Genomic DNA, 16,283 nt, shown 5'->3' with positions numbered 1-16,283 from the left:
CGCAATGAGATGCGCCGCGGCGTGCGGAGCCGTTCACCCCTCGGCCACGCCCGCGATCGCCTCGATGAGGCGCCGAGTGGCCGTCGCATAGCCGGGCACGCCCTCGCCTATGACGTGCACGATCGCGACGTCGGTGATGTAGGAGAAGTGGCGGAACGGTTCGCGCTCGTGGATGTTCGAGATGTGCACTTCGGCCACCGGCAGCGCCACCGAGGCGAGCGCGTCGCGCAGGGCCACCGAGGTGTGGGTGAGCCCGCCCGCATTGATCACGATGCCGGCGCAGTCGGTCCTGGCCTCGTGGATCGCGTCGATGAGCACGCCCTCGTGATTGCTCTGCAGCGCACGCACCTCGAAGCCCAGGGCGGATGCGGCAGCCTCGGTGACCGCCTCGACATCGGCGAGGGTGTCGCTGCCGTAGATCTCGGGCTGGCGCGTGCCGAGCAGATTCAGGTTGGGGCCGTTGACGAGCAGCAGACGGTGGGGCGTGGTCACGGCTGCACCCTACCAGCGCCCGCGAAGGCATTCTGGGCCGTCAGCCGCACCGGTGCGTTCCCCGCTCCGTACCCTCCGTAACCGCCTCGGCGCTCGACGAACTCGAAGAACACCTGGCCGAACGTGCGCGTGTAGAACTGCAGGTACTCCGCCTCGCCGTCGGTGTCGTAGACGATCCCGAGATCACGCAGCCGCGCGATCTCGTCGTCTCCGAGATCGGTGCGCGCGGCGAGGTCGGCGTAGTAGTTGTCGGGGATCTCCAGCAGCGCCAGGCCACGCTCTCTGGCCCGCCGCGCGACGGCGGCGACGTCGCTGCACGAGAACGCGACGTGCTGCGCGAGCCCTCGGGCGGGTCCGGGATCGGCGACGATCGGGGGCGCCACGTTCAGCGGGATGCGGATGCCGCCGTCCGGCGAGGCGATCACGCGGCTCTGCACGAGACCGCGGGGGCTGGCGACCTGCGTCGCGCTCTCGGAGCGCAGGGCGAAGGTCGCGGTGTAGAACAGCACCGACTCGTCGACCACCTGCCAGGGCTGCGTGAGACTCACGTGGTCGACCCGCACGATCGAACCGGGCACCGCGCGCTCGCCGTGCTCGAACTCGGCGACCCACGCAGGCTCCCCCGCGTCGGGAGCCTGCGCCCAGTAGACCTCCGTACCGTCGGGGGCGACCGCGGCCGGCAGGGGCTGCTCGGTCGCATAGGTGCGGCGATAGGCCCTCGGCAGGCGCAGCTCTGCCGCACGGCGAGTGACCGCATCCGCGTCGTCGACCTCGAAGCCGATCGCCGCGAGGTGCGGTGCGAGGTCGCGGGCATGCTGCTCGTTGAGCACCACGCGGGCCCTCCCGGCACTCCACAGGGTGACGGGCTTGGTGCGGTGGCGCCCTCGCGGCGTGAAGCCGACGGCGGCCAGCACCTGCTCGACCTCCGACGTGTCTTCTGCCTTGATCTCGACGAAGTCGAACCCCGACGGCGCTGCGCTGTCGGGCAGGAGTGCGACGGTGCCCGGATCGGGAAGAGCCCCTGCGCGGGCGACGCCGTCTTCGAGCCAGCGCAGCGACCGACGGGCATGCGCCGCCGTGCGGGCGGCGTCGGTCTGACGGAACGTGTCGTTGAAGACTTCGAGCGAGAGGGGGCCGAGGTAGCCGGCGCGCAGGATGTGGCCGACGAAGGCCGTGAGATCGAAGCCGCCCTCCCCCGGGAAGAGGCGATGGTGACGGCTCCACGAGAGCACGTCCATCGACAGCAGCGGCGCGTCGGCGAGCTGCACGAAGAAGATCTTCTCGCCGGGGATCTCGGCGATCGCCGCAGGGTCGTGTCCGCGCGAGAGGATGTGGAAGGAGTCGAGGCAGATGCCCACGGCCGGATGGTCTGCCAGCCGCACGATGTCCCATGACCGGCGGTAGTCGTCGACGAAGCGCCCCCACGCGAGCGCCTCGTAGGCGATGCGGATGCCGTAGCCTGCGGCCAGATCGCCGAGCCGGCGCAGCTGCGACGCGCTCACCTCGTCGTCGTCGATCGTCGCGGTGGCGACATTGCTGCAGCACAGCACGAGGTCCATGCCGAGCCGCTGCATTAGCCGGAACTTCGCCTCGGCGCGCCGCAGCACGCGGGCGAACTCCTCCTCGTCGACGCCTTCGACGTCGCGCATCGGCTGATACATATCCAGGCTCAGCCCCAGGCGCTCCGCAAGCGCGCGGATCTCCTCCGGGCTCTCGGGCGCCGCGATGAGGTCGGGCTCGAAGATCTCGACGCCGTCGAATCCTGCAGCGGCGCAGGCGTGGAGTTTGTCGGCAAGGGTTCCGCTGACGCACACGGTCGCGATGGAGGTCCGCATGCCCAGCAATGTACCAGCCGGTACATTCAACGGGAATATCCTGAGAGGGTGACGATCCCCCAGCGAGACGCCGAACGCACCCGCTCCGAGCTTCTCGAGGTCGCGACCCAGGTCTTCGCCGAGCAGGGCTACTCCGGCGCCCGCGTCGACGACATCGCCGAGCGCACCCGCACCACCAAGCGGATGATCTACTACTACTTCGGCAGCAAAGAGGGCCTCTACGAGGCCGTGCTCGAGAACGCGTACCGCGGCATCCGCGAGGCCGAGCGCGCGATCGACGTCGACCGCACCGACCCGGTCGCGGCCATCCGGCAGCTCGCCGAACTCACGTTCGATCACCACGTCGGCAACGACGCGTTCGTGCGGCTCGTGGCGATCGAGAACATCCACCGCGGCGAGTCGATCCGCCGCATCGAGAGCCTGCGCGCCCTCGCGCAGCCGGCCAAGACGCTGCTCGACGAGATCCTCGACCGTGGTCGCTCAGCCGGTGTGTTCCGCGACGAAGTCGAGGCGATCGACGTGCACCTGGTGATCAGCTCCTACTGCGTGTTCCAGGTCGCCAACCGGTGGACGTTCGGCTACCTGTTCGGCCTCGACTTCGCCGATCCGGCGCAGCGCCGGCACCTCCGGTCGGTCATCGGCGACGTCGTCGTCAGCTGGCTGTCGGCCTGAGCCGTTTCGATCCCACCCTTGACAGCCCTCCGATCGCGTGTATGGTGAACGTACCAGTTAGTACATAGCTGACTGACCGCACGTACGAAGGAGTGCTCGTGGAACAGCCGCGCCCCTATCTCGTCGGGCTCGTGGGCACCGGCGTGACGCCGTCTCTGACGCCCCCGATGCACATGGTCGAGGCACGCGCGCTCGGGATCGACTACGTCTACCGCACGATCGACCTGATCGACCTCCACCTCGCCCCCGAGCGGATCGGCGAGATCCTCGACTGGGCGCAGCGCCTCGGCTTCGACGCGCTGAACGTCACGCACCCGTGCAAGCGCCTCGTGCTCGACCACCTCGACCGCGTCGACCCTCGGGCCGCCGCCCTCGGCGCCGTCAACACCGTCGTCTTCTCCCCCGAAGGCCGCATCGGCTACAACACCGACACAACGGGGTTCGAGGCCGGATTCCGCGCGGGCCTTCCCGGGGCCGCCCTCGACGACGTCGTCATCATGGGTGCGGGAGGTGCGGGCTCCGCCGTCGCCGACGCGCTCCTGCGGCTGGGCGTCGTGCGCCTGACGGTGGTCGACCTCGACCTCGGGCGCGCCGGCGAGCTCGCCGACGAACTGGCCGCACGCCACGAGCGCGCCGTGGCGGCGGCATCCGTCGTCGCCCTGCCCGATCTGCTGGGACGCGTCGACGGCATCGTGCACTGCACGCCCACCGGCATGAAGGAGCACCCGGGCACGCCGTTCCCGCCCGAGCTGCTGCACGAGGGACTCTGGGTGGCCGACATCGTCTACCGCCCTTTCGACACCGCACTGCTGCAGGCGGCCCGCGCCCGCGGCTGCCGCACCCTCGACGGCGGCCGCATGGCGGTGCACCAGGCGGTGGACGCCTTCGAGCTCATCACGGGGGTGCGCCCGGATGCCGAGCGCATGACCCGCCATTTCCAGACCCTTGTCGACCCCCAACCCATCCTCATCTGATAGGAGAGAACACATGACCACGTCCGCAACGACGCGGAAGACCCCCGTGAGGGCGGCGATCGCCAGCTTCATGGGCAGCGCTGTCGAGTATTACGACTTCTTCCTCTTCGGCTCCGCAGCCGCCCTCATCTTCCCCGTGGTGTTCTTCCCCTCCGGAGACGAAGCCGCCCTCGTGATGTCGTTCGCGACCTTCGGGTTCGCCTACATCGCGCGCCCCGTCGGCGCCTTCTTCCTCGGGCACTTCGGCGACCGCATCGGCCGCCAGAAGGTGCTCATGTTCACGCTGCTGCTGATGGGCATCTCGACCTTCATCATCGGCTGCCTCCCGACCTTCGAGCAGATCGGCTGGGCCGCCCCCGTGCTGCTCGTGCTCTGCCGGCTGCTGCAGGGTCTGTCCGCTGCCGGTGAGCAGGCCGGTGCCTCCTCGCTGACGCTGGAGCACGCCCCCGACGACCGCCGTTCGTTCTTCACGTCCTGGACGCTCACGGGCACCCAGGGCGGGCAGATCCTCGCGGCGCTCATCTTCATCCCCGTCGTGGCCCTGCCTGACGAGATCAAATACACGTGGGGCTGGCGCATCCCGTTCTGGCTGAGCGCGGTCGTCGTGCTCGTCGCCTACTTCATCCGCCGCTCGCTGCACGAGACGCCCGAGTTCGAGGCCGCCAAGGCCGAGGGCCGCATCGCCCGCGTGCCGCTGGTGCCGCTCCTTCGCGACCACTGGCGCGACGTGCTGCGCGTCATCTGCTGCGCGTTCATCGCGGCCGTCTCCACGGTCTTCGGCAACCTCGCCCTGGCCTACGGCAAGGAGGTGGGTCTGGCCGAGAGCCTGACCCTGTGGCTCGTCGTCGTCGCGAACTTCTTCGCGCTGGGCACCCAGCCCCTGTTCGGCAAGCTCGCCGACCGCATCGGCCGCAAGCCCGTGTTCATCTACGGCGCCCTGTCGTCTGCCGCGCTGATGCCCTTCTACATGCTGTCGATGTCGGGCGGGAACACCGTGCTCACCTTCGTGCTCGCGGTGCTCACGTTCTCGTGCGGCTACGCCGCGGCCAACGCGGTCTGGCCCTCGTTCTACGGCGAGATGTTCTCGACCCGCGTGCGGTTCTCGGGCATGGCGATCGGCACCCAGCTCGGATTCCTGCTGGCCGGCTTCACCCCTGCCATCGTCACGGCGCTCGGCGGCGTGGCCGACGGCGGCTGGGTCGTGATCAGCATCTTCACCGCCGTGGTCGCGCTCATCGCCGCCGCCAGCGCGCTCACCGCCCGTGAGACGCGCGACGTGCCGACCGCTCAGCTCGGCCTGCGCGCCGAGAAGGATCAGCTCGTCACCGCCTGAACCCGGTTCAGCGGATGCCGCGTCCTGCGTCACTGTGCGCGGGCGCGGCATCCGCGTCTTCCGAAGCCGTTCGCGTGCCACACCCGTCGTCAGCTGCTCCGTCGCGGCATCGTCACCGCTCCGCCCGCGGAGGCGATCGCGCTCCCGACGCTGATGGTGCCACGCCTCGCTGCTGCCTATCGGGTCGCAGTCGTGCAGCAGCATCCGGATGGTGGGGAGCTCCGGTGCGGCGTGCACGTCGAGGTGCGCCGGCCGCCGGCGCCCCGCCCGGTCGTGGAACACATCGTCGGGCATGGGTGCGACGGGGGCTCCCGTCGTGTCGACGACGGCGAGGCTCAGGCCCGCCGTCGCGAGGATCCGCTCCAACGCCCGCACACCGAGGTCACGGCCCCGCTCGACCCGGGCGATGGTGGCCTGGTCGATCCCCGTCGCCGCGCCGAGATCACGCTGACTGAGGTCGCCCCGGCGCCTCGCCCGCCTCACATGGCCGGAGAGGTCGAACCGATCCGCGGCGACCCCGGGTTCGCTTGCCTGCATGCCGCGAGGATGCCACTGCCCACCGACACGGCCGCCGCGCGACGTCCTCCGTCCCTCCTCCCGCGCCCCACATCAGACCTCGACACACGCCCCCGGACTCTGGTCATCACTCCCCGCGACTCCCGAACTGATGACGAGGTGACATCAACGCGGGAGTGTCGTGGGAGGGGACGTGCTGCAGGAGGGAGAGACGCGAAGGGAGAGAAGACACGCGACGGCAGGGAAGACTCGCGACGGGAGAGAAGACACGCGACGGCAGGGAAGACTCGCGACGGGAGAGAAGACATGCGACGGGAGGGAAGACGCTCGATGAGGGAACGGCCACGCCACCGCAGCACAAGTGCGGCGGCGAGCCGGGCAGGGGCGACCAGGGCGTCAGCGAGACGAGATCGGCGGGGTGAGATCGCGCCGCGTCTCGAGCTCAGGGCCGATCGGGCCCGTGAACGTGCGACCGGTCGGCGCGAAGCCGGCCCTGCGATACGCGGCCTGTGCACGGGCGTTCTCCGCGTGCACGTCGAGGTGGAGGGCGCCGACTCCCGAGGGAACGACCCACGAGGAGATCCGGTCGAAGAGCATCCTCACCCACCCGTGGCCGCGGTGGGCGGGGTCCACGTATACGCCCACCACGTCGGCACGACGCTCGGTGACCTCGTGACCGAGGTGGTCGCGAGTCCCTGCGGCGCGGACGAGCACTGTGGCCGTCGCCACCCACTCCTCCTCGACGATCGCGACGAACTGTGCCGCATCGACGCTGTCGGCCGCACTCTCCGTCCGCTCACGCCAGAAGCGCTCGTCTCGAGCCGACTCCTCGGCGAGCGTCGTGAGGAACGCGATCGACGCATCAGGGTCGCCCACTGCGGCGAGGCGAAGGTCGCGCACCATCCTCCACTCCCCCGCGCGAACCCGCCGCACGGAAGGAGGCGTGGTCACCCCGCGACCTCCTGGTAGGCCGCGAACAGCAGCGACTCGTCGGGAGCCTGCAGCACCGTGGGGCGCGCGAGGTCGTCGAGCACGATGAAGCGCAGCATCCCGCCGCGCGCCTTCTTGTCACGCTGCATCGTCGCCAGCAGCTGCTGCCACGCGCCCGGCCGATAGGTCATCGGCAGCCCGAGCGAGCCGAGGATGTCGCGATGCCGCTGCACCACCTCGTCGCTCAGGCGACCGGCCAGGCGAGAGAGCTCCGCGGCGAAGACCATGCCGATCGAGATCGCTGCGCCGTGGCGCCACTGGTAGCGCTCCGCGTGCTCGATCGCATGACCGAGGGTATGGCCGTAGTTGAGGATCTCGCGCAGCCCGGCTTCGCGCAGATCCTCTCCGACGACGCGGGCCTTCATGTCGATCGCCAGCTCGACGGCACGGCGGAATCCGGGGGTCGTCGGGTCGACGGCGGCTTCGGGGTCGGCCTCGATGATGTCGAGGATCTCCGGCGCCCAGATGAATCCGGCCTTGACGACCTCGGCGAAGCCGGCGACCCGCTCGTTGCGGCTGAGCGAGTCGAGCAACTCGAGGTCGCAGACGACGGCGTGCGGGGGCCAGAACGCTCCGACGAGGTTCTTTCCCTCGGCCGTGTTGATGCCGGTCTTTCCGCCGACGGCGGCGTCGACCATCGCAAGCACCGTCGTGGGCACCTGAACGACCGCGACGCCGCGCAGCCAGCTCGCGGCGACCCACCCGGCGAGGTCGGTCACGGCTCCGCCGCCGAACCCGATGATCGCATCGGTGCGGGTGAAATCGGCCTGACCGAGCACCTGCCAGCAGAATGCGGCGACCTCGACGCGCTTGCCCGCTTCGGCGTCGGGGATCTCGGCCAGCAGCACCGCGCGCTCGGCGGTCTGCAGCTGCTCACGCAGCTGCTCCGCACGCTCGCGCAGCGTCGGCGGGTGCACGATGAGAAGCTTGCGGGCGGCGGCAGGGATGACCTCGCCCAGCTGCGCCAGGATGCCGCGGCCGACGAGGATCTCGTAGGGCTTGTCTCCGGTCACCCGGATGCTGGTGGTCTCGGTCAACGCTCCTCCTCGGTGGATGGGGCCTGCGCCCAGGCGACGATGTCGGCGACGACGTTCGACAGCGGCCCGGACGAGGTGTCGAACGTGACGTCGGCCACCCGCTCGTAGACCGGTCTGCGCTCCTGATAGATGCGACGCCAGCGAGCGATCGGGTCGTCGTCTCCCGCCAGCAGCGGCCGCCCCGACCCGAGGATCCGCGACGACACGATGTGCGGAGCGACGGTCAGCAGCACCACCCGGTGCTCGGCCAGCGCGGCACGGGTCTGCGCGTCGAGCACCGCCCCGCCGCCGAGCGCGACCACTCCCCCCGTCGAGAGGGCCTCCGCCACGGCCGCGCGCTCCAGCTCACGGAACCGTGCTTCGCCGTGCGTGACGAAAAGCTCGGGAATGGGTCCGTGATCGCGCACGACGATCTTGTCGGTGTCGCTGAAGGGCACACCGAGCGCGCGTGCGACGCGGCGCCCGACGCTCGTCTTGCCGGCGCCCATCGGCCCGACCAGCACGATCGCGCGTGCGTCAGCGGGGGTCATGCTCGAGCAGCGCCGCGTCGCTGTCGGCGGCCGTGCGCAGTGCCGCGGGGATGGCGGCGAGGTAGCCCTCGATGTTGCGGCGGGTCTCGGCGACGCTGTCGCCGCCGAACTTCTCGAGCACGACCTCTGCCAGCACGATCGCGGTCATCGCCTCGGCGACGACACCGGCCGCCGGCACGGCGCAGACGTCGGAGCGCTGGTGGTGGGCAGAGGCCGTGTCGCCGGTGGCGACATCGATGGTGCGGAGGGCGTGCGGCACCGTCGCGATCGGCTTCATGCCCGCCCGCACGCGCAGCACGGTGCCGGTGGACATGCCACCTTCGGTGCCACCCGCGCGGTCGCTCGAGCGGGTGATGCCGTCGGCGGTCGAGAACAGCTCGTCGTGGGCGGCGGAGCCGCGTCGCCGCGTCGTCTCGAAGCCGTCGCCGACCTCGACGCCCTTGATGGCCTGAATGCTCATGAGCGCCTGTGCGAGCTTGGCGTCGAGGCGCCGGTCCCAGTGCACGTGCGACCCGAGCCCCGGCGGCAGACCGTAGGCGAGCACCTCGACGATGCCGCCGAGCGTGTCGCCGTCTTTGCGCGCGTCGTCGACCTCGGCGACCATGCGGGCGCTCGTGGCGCCGTCGAAGCAGCGCAGCGGATCGGCGTCGAGCTCGTCGACGTCGTCGGGGGTGGGCAGCGGCGCGCCCTCCGGCACCTGCACGGGGCCGATCGAAAGGGTGTGGCTGACCAGACGGATGCCGAGCTCGCCCAGGAAGGCGCGCGCGAGCGCGCCGAGGGCCACGCGCGCCGCCGTCTCGCGGGCACTCGCCCGCTCGAGGATCGGCCGCGCCTCGTCGAACCCGTACTTCTGCATGCCGACGAGGTCGGCGTGACCGGGGCGGGGCCGGGTCAGCGCGGCGCCGCGCCCGCGCGAGCGGTCGGTGAGATCGACGGGATCGGCGCTCATCACCTCGACCCACTTGGGCCACTCCGTGTTGCCGATGCGCAGCGCGATCGGGCTGCCGAGTGTCGTGCCGTGCACGACGCCCGACGAGATGCTGAGTTCGTCCTCTTCGAACTTCATCCGAGAGCCGCGGCCGTAGCCGAGCTTGCGGCGGGCGAGATCGGCCTGGATCGCCGCCCGTGAGATCGGGACGCCCGAGGGCAGTCCTTCCATGATGGCGACCAGTTCGGGACCGTGCGATTCGCCGGCGGTGAGCACGCGGAGCATTGCTCTATCCTCCCACGGGCCCGGCCAGGGCCTCGCGCATCGCGGCGAGTATGACGTCTTCGCCCGCAAGCGGCGCCTCCACGTCGCCGCCGACGAAGACCCGCACCTGCAGCAGGGCCTGGTGCAGCAGCATCCCGAGGCCCGACACCGCGCGCAGGCCCGCGTCTTCCCACGCGGCCGACAGCGCGGTGGGCCAGTGCCCGTAGACGACGTCGACCAGCAGGCCCCCTGCATCGCGCAGCGCCTCGACGGATGCCGGGGCCACCCGCGCTCCGCCTGGGAGCGCGGCGATCGTCACCGGCATGGCCGCGTGCCCCGCGGCGTCGAAGGGCACGGGGAGCACCACGACGCCGAGGCGATCGCCGAGCTCTTCCAGCGGCGCGACGGCGAGAGGGCGCCGGGCGACCACCTCCACGTGCGTCGCGCCGAGCTCGGCCAGCGCGACGAGAGCCGAGGCCGCCGTCGCGCCGGCGCCCACGATGCGGGCGTCGTCGACGCGGTCCACGCCCTCTTCGCGCAGCGACCGCACGATGCCGCCCACGTCGGTGTTGAATCCGCGGATGCCGGCGGGCTCGAGCAGCAGCGTGTTGACGGCCCCGGTGAGCTCGGCGCGGCGGTCGCGCTCGGCCGAGGCCGCGAAGGCCGCCGCCTTGAGCGGCATCGTGCACGACAGCCCGCGCCACGACTCGTCGAGGCCCGCGAGGAACTCGTCGAACAGCGACTCGGGCACCTGCCGCCGCTCGTAGGTCCAGTCGAGTCCGAGCACGCGATAGGCGGCGCCGTGCAGCACGGGCGACAGGCTGTGCGCGATGGGGTCGCCCCACACCGCGAGCCGCGTTCCGGTCAGCACCCCGCGTCCGGGTTGTCGGCACACCACGCCTGCCACTGCGCCACGGCCTTCTCGTGATCGGCGAGGTTCGAGGTGAACACCGTCTCACCGGTGTTCAGGTTCACCGTCACGAAGTAGAGCCAATCGCCGTCGGCCGGATGCATCGCCGCGTCGATCGCCGTGTCGCCCGGGTTCGAGATCGGCCCCACGGGCAGCCCCTGCACCTTGTAGGTGTTCCACGGGTTGTCGTCGGCGAGGGCCTCCGCCGATGAACTCGCCGTCCCGTCGTGCATCTCGCCGTAGCCGTACTGCGCCGTCGAGTCCATCTGCAGGTACCCGTAGGTCTCCTGGTTGCCTGGCTGCAGGCGGTTCTGGATCACGCGCGAGACCTTGTAGAAATCGTCTTCGTACCGCGCCTCGCGCTGGATGATCGAGGCGATCGTGAGGATCTCCTGCCGGTCGGCCTCCGGCACGTTCGCGTTGTCGAGCGACTCCACGGTGCGGTCGACGAGCGTCTGGATGACCTCTTCGGCGGTCACGTCGGGGCCGAAGGTGTAGGTCGCGGGGAACAGCCAGCCCTCCAGCGGCTGCCCGCCGGCGTCCGCGATCGCAGAGTCGACGTCGACGCCATACGCCGCCGGGTCGGCGATCGCCGCCTGGAAGTCTTCGAGGGGGATGCCGAGACCCTCGGCGAGGATCGTCAGCGACTGATCGACGGTGAGGCCCTCGCGCAGCTGTGCGGTGTTCTCGAGACGGTTCTCGGGATCCTGGATCGCCGCAAGCGCCGCCGCCGAGGTCATCTGCAGCTGCAGTCCGTACGAGCCCGGCTCGAAGGTGGGGTTCTGCCCCGAGTCGATGAGGTAGTCGTAGAACGCCTCCGACGTCTTCGTCACACCCTCTTCGTAGAGGCTCTGCGAGATCGACTGCCCGGTGTCGCCGGAGACGATCGTGAGCACGGCCTCGCCGTGGGCGAGCCCGTCTTCGTAGTCCTTGGGCTCCTCCCAGCCCATCACCTCGCGGATCTTGTCCTCGTAGGTGTTCCACACCCACAGCCCGCCGGCGGCGATGCCGCCGAGCACGACCAGCACGATGCCGAGCGCGATCCAGCCGCCGATCCGGCGACGGCGCTTGTCGGGCGGCGGCGGGGTGCGGCCGATGTCGTCGGTGGAGCGGTGCCCGCTGAAGAGGTCGTCCAGTCCGCTCGTCGAAGAACGCGGGGCGGATGCGGGCGCCGCCGGCGTCGATTCGCCCGGAGTCGCCTGCACCGATGCGGCCGCGGCGGGCTGCGCCGGCGCCGCCTCCTCACGCGCGGCGGCCTCGCGCGCCTCTCGGCGCGACAGCGGGGCGGTCGGCTGCTCAGGTGAGCCGCTGCGCGCAGCGGGGTCGGGGAGCTTCTGGAACAGATCCGCGAACTGGTCGTCGGGCGACGGCGTTTCGGGCATGTCAGGCGGGCTCCTGGCTGGGTGAGACGGGGGTTCCTGGCGGCCTGCCGGTGCTCTTCTCGACATCGAGTGCCTGCTGAAGGAGGACCACGGCGGCGACCTGATCCACAATGCTACGAGACGATCGCTGCGAACGCCCGGCCTGGCGCAGCTGGGCGTGGGCCGAGACGGTGCTGAGGCGCTCGTCGACGAGCCGCACCGGCAGATCGCCCGCGCTCGCCAGCGCCGCGGCGAACTCGCGCGCGTCGTGCGTGGAGGCCGTGTCGTCGCCCTGCATGTTCAGCGGGAGCCCGACGAGCACCTCGACCGCGTCGAGCTCGACCGACAGGGCCAGTACCCGCGCCACGGAGGCGTCGTCGCGCGGCACGGTCTCGACCGGCGTCGCCAGCATCCCGTCGGGGTCGCAGCGCGCGACGCCGACGCGCGCCCTGCCGACATCGATGCCGAGGCGCACCCCGCGGCGGAACCCGCTCATGCGGCCCCGAGGGCGTCTTTCACCGAGGCGAGCGCGGCCGGCAGCGCCGCAGCGTCCGCACCGCCGCCCTGCGCGATGTCGTCGCGACCGCCGCCGCCGCCGCCGAGCGCCGCGGCCGCGGCCTTGGCGAGCACGCCGGCCTTGGCGCCGGCGGCACGGGCGGCCTCGTTCGTCGTGACGATCACGACCGGTCGACCGTCGATCGCGGCTACCAGAGCCACCACCGCCGCCTCGGAGCCCAGCCGGTCGCGCACCTGCAGCGCGAGCGTGCGCACGTCGTCGGCCGACGACGCCGTGCCGAGCGACTCGGCGACGACTCGGTAGGGGCCTTCGGCGGACGCGCCAGCGACGAGCGCGGGCAGCCGGTCGCCGAGCGCCTTCGCCTCGAACTGCGCGATCTTCTTCTCGGCGGCCTTCAGACTCGCGGCGAGCTCGGCGATGCGCGTGGGCAGCTGGTCGCGCGGGGTCTTGAGGCTCGCGGTCAGCTGCGAGACGATCGCGCGCTCAGCGGCGAGCTCGCGGAACGCATCGAGTCCGACGAGCGCCTCGACCCGGCGGTTGGAGGCGCCCACCGATGACTCGCCGACGAGGTTGATGAGGCCCACCTCGGCGCTGGAGGCCACGTGGGTTCCCGCACACAGCTCGCGCGACCACGGGCCGCCGATGTCGACGACGCGCACGGTGTCGCCGTACTTCTCGCCGAACAGCGCCATCGCGCCGAGCGCCTTGGCCTCGTCGAGGCCCATGATGCGCGTGGTCACCTCGAGGTTGTCGCGCACCGCGTTGTTGGCGATCTCTTCGATCTCGGTGCGCGTGTCGGCCGACAGCGCCTGTCCCCACGCGAAGTCGAAGCGCAGGTAGCCCGCGCGATTGAGCGAGCCGGCCTGCGTCGCGCTCTTGCCGAGCGTGTCACGGAGGGCCGCGTGCACGAGGTGGGTGGCGGAGTGCGCCTGCTGCGCGGCACGGCGGTTCACCGCGTCCACGACGGTCGTCGCCGGCTCGCCGACCGCGACCTCGCCGGTGGTCACCTCGACGGTGTGGCTGATGAGTCCGGGCACGGGCTTCTGCACGTCGAGCACCTCGAGCTCGAAGCCGGGGCCCACGATGACGCCCTTGTCGGCGACCTGGCCGCCGCTCTCGGCGTACAGCGCCGTCTCGGCGAGGATCACCTCGGCGATCTGACCGGTCGTCGCGCGGTCGACCGAGAGTCCGTCGACGAGCACGCCGAGCACGCGAGACGAGGTCTCGAGGTCGGTGTAGCCCGTGAAGACGGTCTCGCCCTGCGCGCGGTAGTCGCGGTAGACGCTCGTGTCGGCGAGCTGACGCTTGCGCGAGCGGGCGTCCGCCTTCGCACGGGCGCGCTGCTCCTGCATGAGGGTGTCGAAGGCGTCGCGGTCGACCGATAGGCCCGCCTCTTCGGCGATCTCGAGCGTCAGGTCGATCGGGAAGCCGTAGGTGTCGTGCAGCAGGAACGCCTCGGCACCGCCGATCCGGGTGACCCCGGCCTCCTTCGCCGCCGCGATCGATGCGTCGAGGTTCTCGGAACCGGCAGCGAGGGTGCGCAGGAAGGTCGCCTCCTCGGCGAGGGCGTACTGCGAGATGCGCTCCCAGTCGCTCTCGACGACGGGGTAGGCCTCTTTCATGGCGTCGCGCGAGACGGCGAACAGTGTCGCGAACGTCGGCCCGTCGACACCGAGCAGGCGCATCGCGCGGATGACTCGGCGCATGAGCCGGCGCAGGATGTAGCCGCGGCCTTCGTTGGAGGGCGTGACGCCGTCGGCCAGCAGCATGAGCGCCGAGCGCACGTGGTCGGCGACGACGCGGAAGCGCACGTCGTCTTCGTGGTTCGCACCGTAGGTCTTGCCGCTGAGTTCGACCGCCGCATCGAGCACGGGGCGGACCTGGTCGGTCTCGTACATATTGTCGACGCCCTGCTTGATGAAGGCGATCCGCTCGAGGCCCATGCCGGTGTCGATGTTCTTGTTGGGCAGCTCGCCCACGATCGTGAAGTCGTACTTTGATCGCACGTCGGTGATCTCGTACTGCATGAACACGAGGTTCCAGATCTCGACGTAGCGGTCGTCGTCGGTCGCGGGACCGCCGTCGATGCCGTAGGCGGGACCGCGGTCGAAGAAGATCTCCGAGCAGGGGCCTGCGGGCCCCGGCAGACCCGTGGACCAATAGTTCGTGTCCTTGCCCAGGCGCTGGATGCGCTCGGCGGGCAGGTCGGTCAGGCGCAGCCAGAGATCGTGCGCCTCGTCGTCCTCTTCGTAGACGGTGACCCAGAGGTCGTTCGGGTCGAAGCCGAGGCCGCCGTCCTCCTCGGCGCTGGTGAGCAGTTCCCAGGCGAAGCGGATCGCTCCTTCTTTGAAGTAGTCGCCGAACGACCAGTTGCCGAGCATCTGGAAGAACGTGCCGTGCCGCGGGGTCTTGCCGACCTCTTCGATGTCGTTGGTGCGGATGCACTTCTGGTTGTCGGCCGCTCGCGGATAGGGCGCGGGAACGTCACCCGACAGATACGGGATGAACGGCACCATGCCGGCGACGGTGAACAGCAGCGCGGGGTCGTCGGTGACCAGCGAGGCCGAGGGCACGATGGTGTGACCGTTCTTCTCGAAGAAATCCAGGTAGCGGCGCGCGATCTCGGCGGTCTTCATATGCGTGGGGGTGTTCCTCGGGTGGGCGTGCGTGTCCCCGGCGGGGACGAGGGGAATCGGAGCCGACGTCAGTCGGCGAGCTTGCGTGCGGCGTCAGAGACGGTGTCGACGGCCTCGGCGACGGCATCCTTCGCGCTGTCCAGAGCGCCGGAGGCGGCGTCCTTCGCGCTGTCGACGGCATCGGATGCGGCATCCTTCGCGCTGTCGACGATGTCGGCCAGGCGGGCCTCCTGCTCACGGTAGGCCTCGCCGATGCGATCGGTGAATTCTGTGATGCGGGCGTCGACCTCGGCGAGCACCTGATGGCCTCGGGGGTCTTTGTTCATGAAGTGCGCGACGACGAAGCCGCCGGCGATGCCGAGCACGAACCACAGGACGTTCTTCATCGTGACCCCTTCTCAGGCCGCACACGCGGCACCGTCCATCGTAATCGGATACGACGAAGGGCGCCGGGTCTCCCCGACGCCCTTCATGCCCCGCTCGTCGAACGAGCGAAGCGAGACGAAACGCGCCTTATCGAGCCGCGTAGTACTCCACGACGAGCTGCACCTCGCAGGTGACAGGAACCTCGGCGCGCTTGGGGCGACGCACGAGCTTGGCCTGCAGCTTGTCGAGCTCGACCTCGAGGTAGCCGGGAACCGGGGGCAGCACCTCGGCGTGACCGCCGGCGGCTGCGACCTGGAAGGGCTCGGTGCCCTCGCTCTTGGCCTTGACGTGGATGAGCTGACCCGGCTTCACGCGGAACGACGGGCGGTCGACGAGCTGGCCGTCGACGAGGATGTGACGGTGCACGACCAGCTGGCGGGCCTGCGCCGTGGTGCGGGCGAAGCCGGCGCGCAGCACGAGCGCGTCCAGACGCATCTCGAGCAGCTCGACGAGGTTCTCACCGGTCAGACCGTCCTTGCGGCGGGCCTCGTTGAACGTGTTGCGCATCTGCTTCTCGCGGATGCCGTACTGCTCGCGCAGACGCTGCTTCTCGCGAAGGCGGACGGCGTAGTCGCTGTCTTGCTTGCGCTTGGTGCGGCCGTGCTCGCCCGGAGCGTAGGGACGCTTCTCGAGGTAGCGGGCGGCCTTCGGCGTCAGCGGGATGCCGAGCGCACGGGAGAGGCGGACCTTGCGGCGGTCCTGGGACTTCGTAGCCACGAAGTTTCCTTTCGATGACGCGGCCGTGACTGTCACGGCTCGCGGACGTATCTCCCTGTCTTCGCCCTGTCCGGGCTGCACGCCGGGGCATGCCGGAAGGTGGTTCAGAAGAGAGGGGATGCCCGAAAACTCCGTTTCGAGCCGG

Annotated in this window: 15 protein-coding genes and 1 pseudogene; 3 read left to right on the top strand and 13 right to left on the bottom strand. The window is 70.5% G+C overall.

Going from position 1 to position 16,283, the window contains the following annotated elements; translation table 11 throughout:
• Positions 1-33: 33 nt before the first annotated feature.
• Both aroQ and OAW74_RS05405 read right to left on the bottom strand, forming a co-directional pair.
• Positions 34-492 carry a type II 3-dehydroquinate dehydratase gene (aroQ, locus tag OAW74_RS05410; RefSeq protein WP_262873296.1) on the bottom strand — a complete coding sequence of 153 codons (459 nt, stop codon included), beginning with the start codon at positions 490-492 and terminating at the stop codon, positions 34-36.
• Positions 489-2,327 carry a sugar phosphate isomerase/epimerase and 4-hydroxyphenylpyruvate domain-containing protein gene (locus OAW74_RS05405; protein WP_262873295.1) on the bottom strand — a complete coding sequence of 613 codons (1,839 nt, stop codon included), beginning with the start codon at positions 2,325-2,327 and terminating at the stop codon, positions 489-491. The genes aroQ and OAW74_RS05405 overlap by 4 nt, the downstream gene beginning before the upstream one ends.
• A 48-nt stretch (positions 2,328-2,375) precedes the next feature.
• Here OAW74_RS05405 and OAW74_RS05400 point away from each other — a divergent pair, with 48 nt between their 5' ends.
• The 3 genes from OAW74_RS05400 (at position 2,376) to OAW74_RS05390 (ending at position 5,306) form a co-directional block, all read left to right on the top strand.
• A complete protein-coding gene (locus OAW74_RS05400) occupies positions 2,376-2,999 on the top strand; it encodes a TetR/AcrR family transcriptional regulator (protein WP_262873294.1) in 624 nt (207 codons plus the stop codon).
• Positions 3,000-3,097: 98 nt separating this feature from the next.
• Positions 3,098-3,973 (top strand): shikimate dehydrogenase, encoded by an 876-nt coding sequence (locus OAW74_RS05395; protein WP_262873293.1) that lies wholly within the window; start codon positions 3,098-3,100, stop codon positions 3,971-3,973.
• Between the two features lie 13 nt (positions 3,974-3,986).
• Positions 3,987-5,306, top strand: coding sequence for an MFS transporter (locus OAW74_RS05390; RefSeq protein WP_262873292.1), 1,320 nt, complete (start codon positions 3,987-3,989; stop codon positions 5,304-5,306).
• Positions 5,307-5,636: 330 nt separating this feature from the next.
• Here the strand turns inward: OAW74_RS05390 and OAW74_RS15525 are convergent.
• The 11 genes and pseudogenes from OAW74_RS15525 to rpsD all read right to left on the bottom strand — a co-directional run.
• Positions 5,637-5,843, bottom strand: a pseudogene (locus OAW74_RS15525) (helix-turn-helix domain-containing protein); the annotation flags it as partial.
• A gap of 375 nt (positions 5,844-6,218) precedes the next feature.
• The gene (locus tag OAW74_RS05385; protein ID WP_262873291.1) at positions 6,219-6,725 is read right to left on the bottom strand and encodes a GNAT family N-acetyltransferase; all 507 of its coding nucleotides are present in this window, start codon (positions 6,723-6,725) and stop codon (positions 6,219-6,221) included.
• Positions 6,726-6,769: 44 nt separating this feature from the next.
• A complete protein-coding gene (gene aroB / locus OAW74_RS05380; RefSeq protein WP_262873290.1) occupies positions 6,770-7,849 on the bottom strand; it encodes a 3-dehydroquinate synthase in 1,080 nt (359 codons plus the stop codon).
• On the bottom strand, positions 7,846-8,379 hold the full coding sequence (locus OAW74_RS05375; protein ID WP_262873289.1) for a shikimate kinase: 534 nt from the start codon (positions 8,377-8,379) through the stop codon (positions 7,846-7,848). The genes aroB and OAW74_RS05375 overlap by 4 nt, the downstream gene beginning before the upstream one ends.
• Positions 8,366-9,592: a chorismate synthase gene (gene aroC, locus OAW74_RS05370; RefSeq protein ID WP_262873288.1), complete on the bottom strand. Its 1,227-nt coding sequence runs from the start codon at positions 9,590-9,592 to the stop codon at positions 8,366-8,368. Before aroC ends, OAW74_RS05375 begins: the two co-directional genes overlap by 14 nt.
• Positions 9,593-9,596: 4 nt before the next feature.
• Positions 9,597-10,442, bottom strand: coding sequence for a shikimate dehydrogenase family protein (locus OAW74_RS05365; RefSeq protein ID WP_262873287.1), 846 nt, complete (start codon positions 10,440-10,442; stop codon positions 9,597-9,599).
• On the bottom strand, positions 10,436-11,863 hold the full coding sequence (gene mltG / locus OAW74_RS05360; RefSeq protein WP_262873286.1) for an endolytic transglycosylase MltG: 1,428 nt from the start codon (positions 11,861-11,863) through the stop codon (positions 10,436-10,438). Before mltG ends, OAW74_RS05365 begins: the two co-directional genes overlap by 7 nt.
• Before the next feature lies 1 nt (position 11,864).
• Positions 11,865-12,338, bottom strand: coding sequence for a Holliday junction resolvase RuvX (gene ruvX, locus OAW74_RS05355; protein WP_262873285.1), 474 nt, complete (start codon positions 12,336-12,338; stop codon positions 11,865-11,867).
• Complete coding sequence (gene alaS / locus OAW74_RS05350) at positions 12,335-14,995, bottom strand: alanine--tRNA ligase (protein WP_262873284.1); 2,661 nt, start codon at positions 14,993-14,995, stop codon at positions 12,335-12,337. The genes ruvX and alaS overlap by 4 nt, the downstream gene beginning before the upstream one ends.
• Before the next feature lie 68 nt (positions 14,996-15,063).
• Entirely contained in the window at positions 15,064-15,381 is a 318-nt protein-coding gene (locus OAW74_RS05345) for a perilipin family protein (protein ID WP_262873283.1), read from the bottom strand.
• Positions 15,382-15,508: 127 nt separating this feature from the next.
• Positions 15,509-16,138: a 30S ribosomal protein S4 gene (gene rpsD / locus OAW74_RS05340; protein ID WP_262873282.1), complete on the bottom strand. Its 630-nt coding sequence runs from the start codon at positions 16,136-16,138 to the stop codon at positions 15,509-15,511.
• Positions 16,139-16,283: the final 145 nt, after the last annotated feature.

The sequence above is a fragment of the Microbacterium fluvii genome, from assembly GCF_025515205.1.
Classification (GTDB): domain Bacteria; phylum Actinomycetota; class Actinomycetes; order Actinomycetales; family Microbacteriaceae; genus Microbacterium; species Microbacterium fluvii.
The sequence above is the reverse complement of the archived record's forward strand: the minus strand, read 5'-3'. Positions and strand labels throughout refer to the sequence as shown.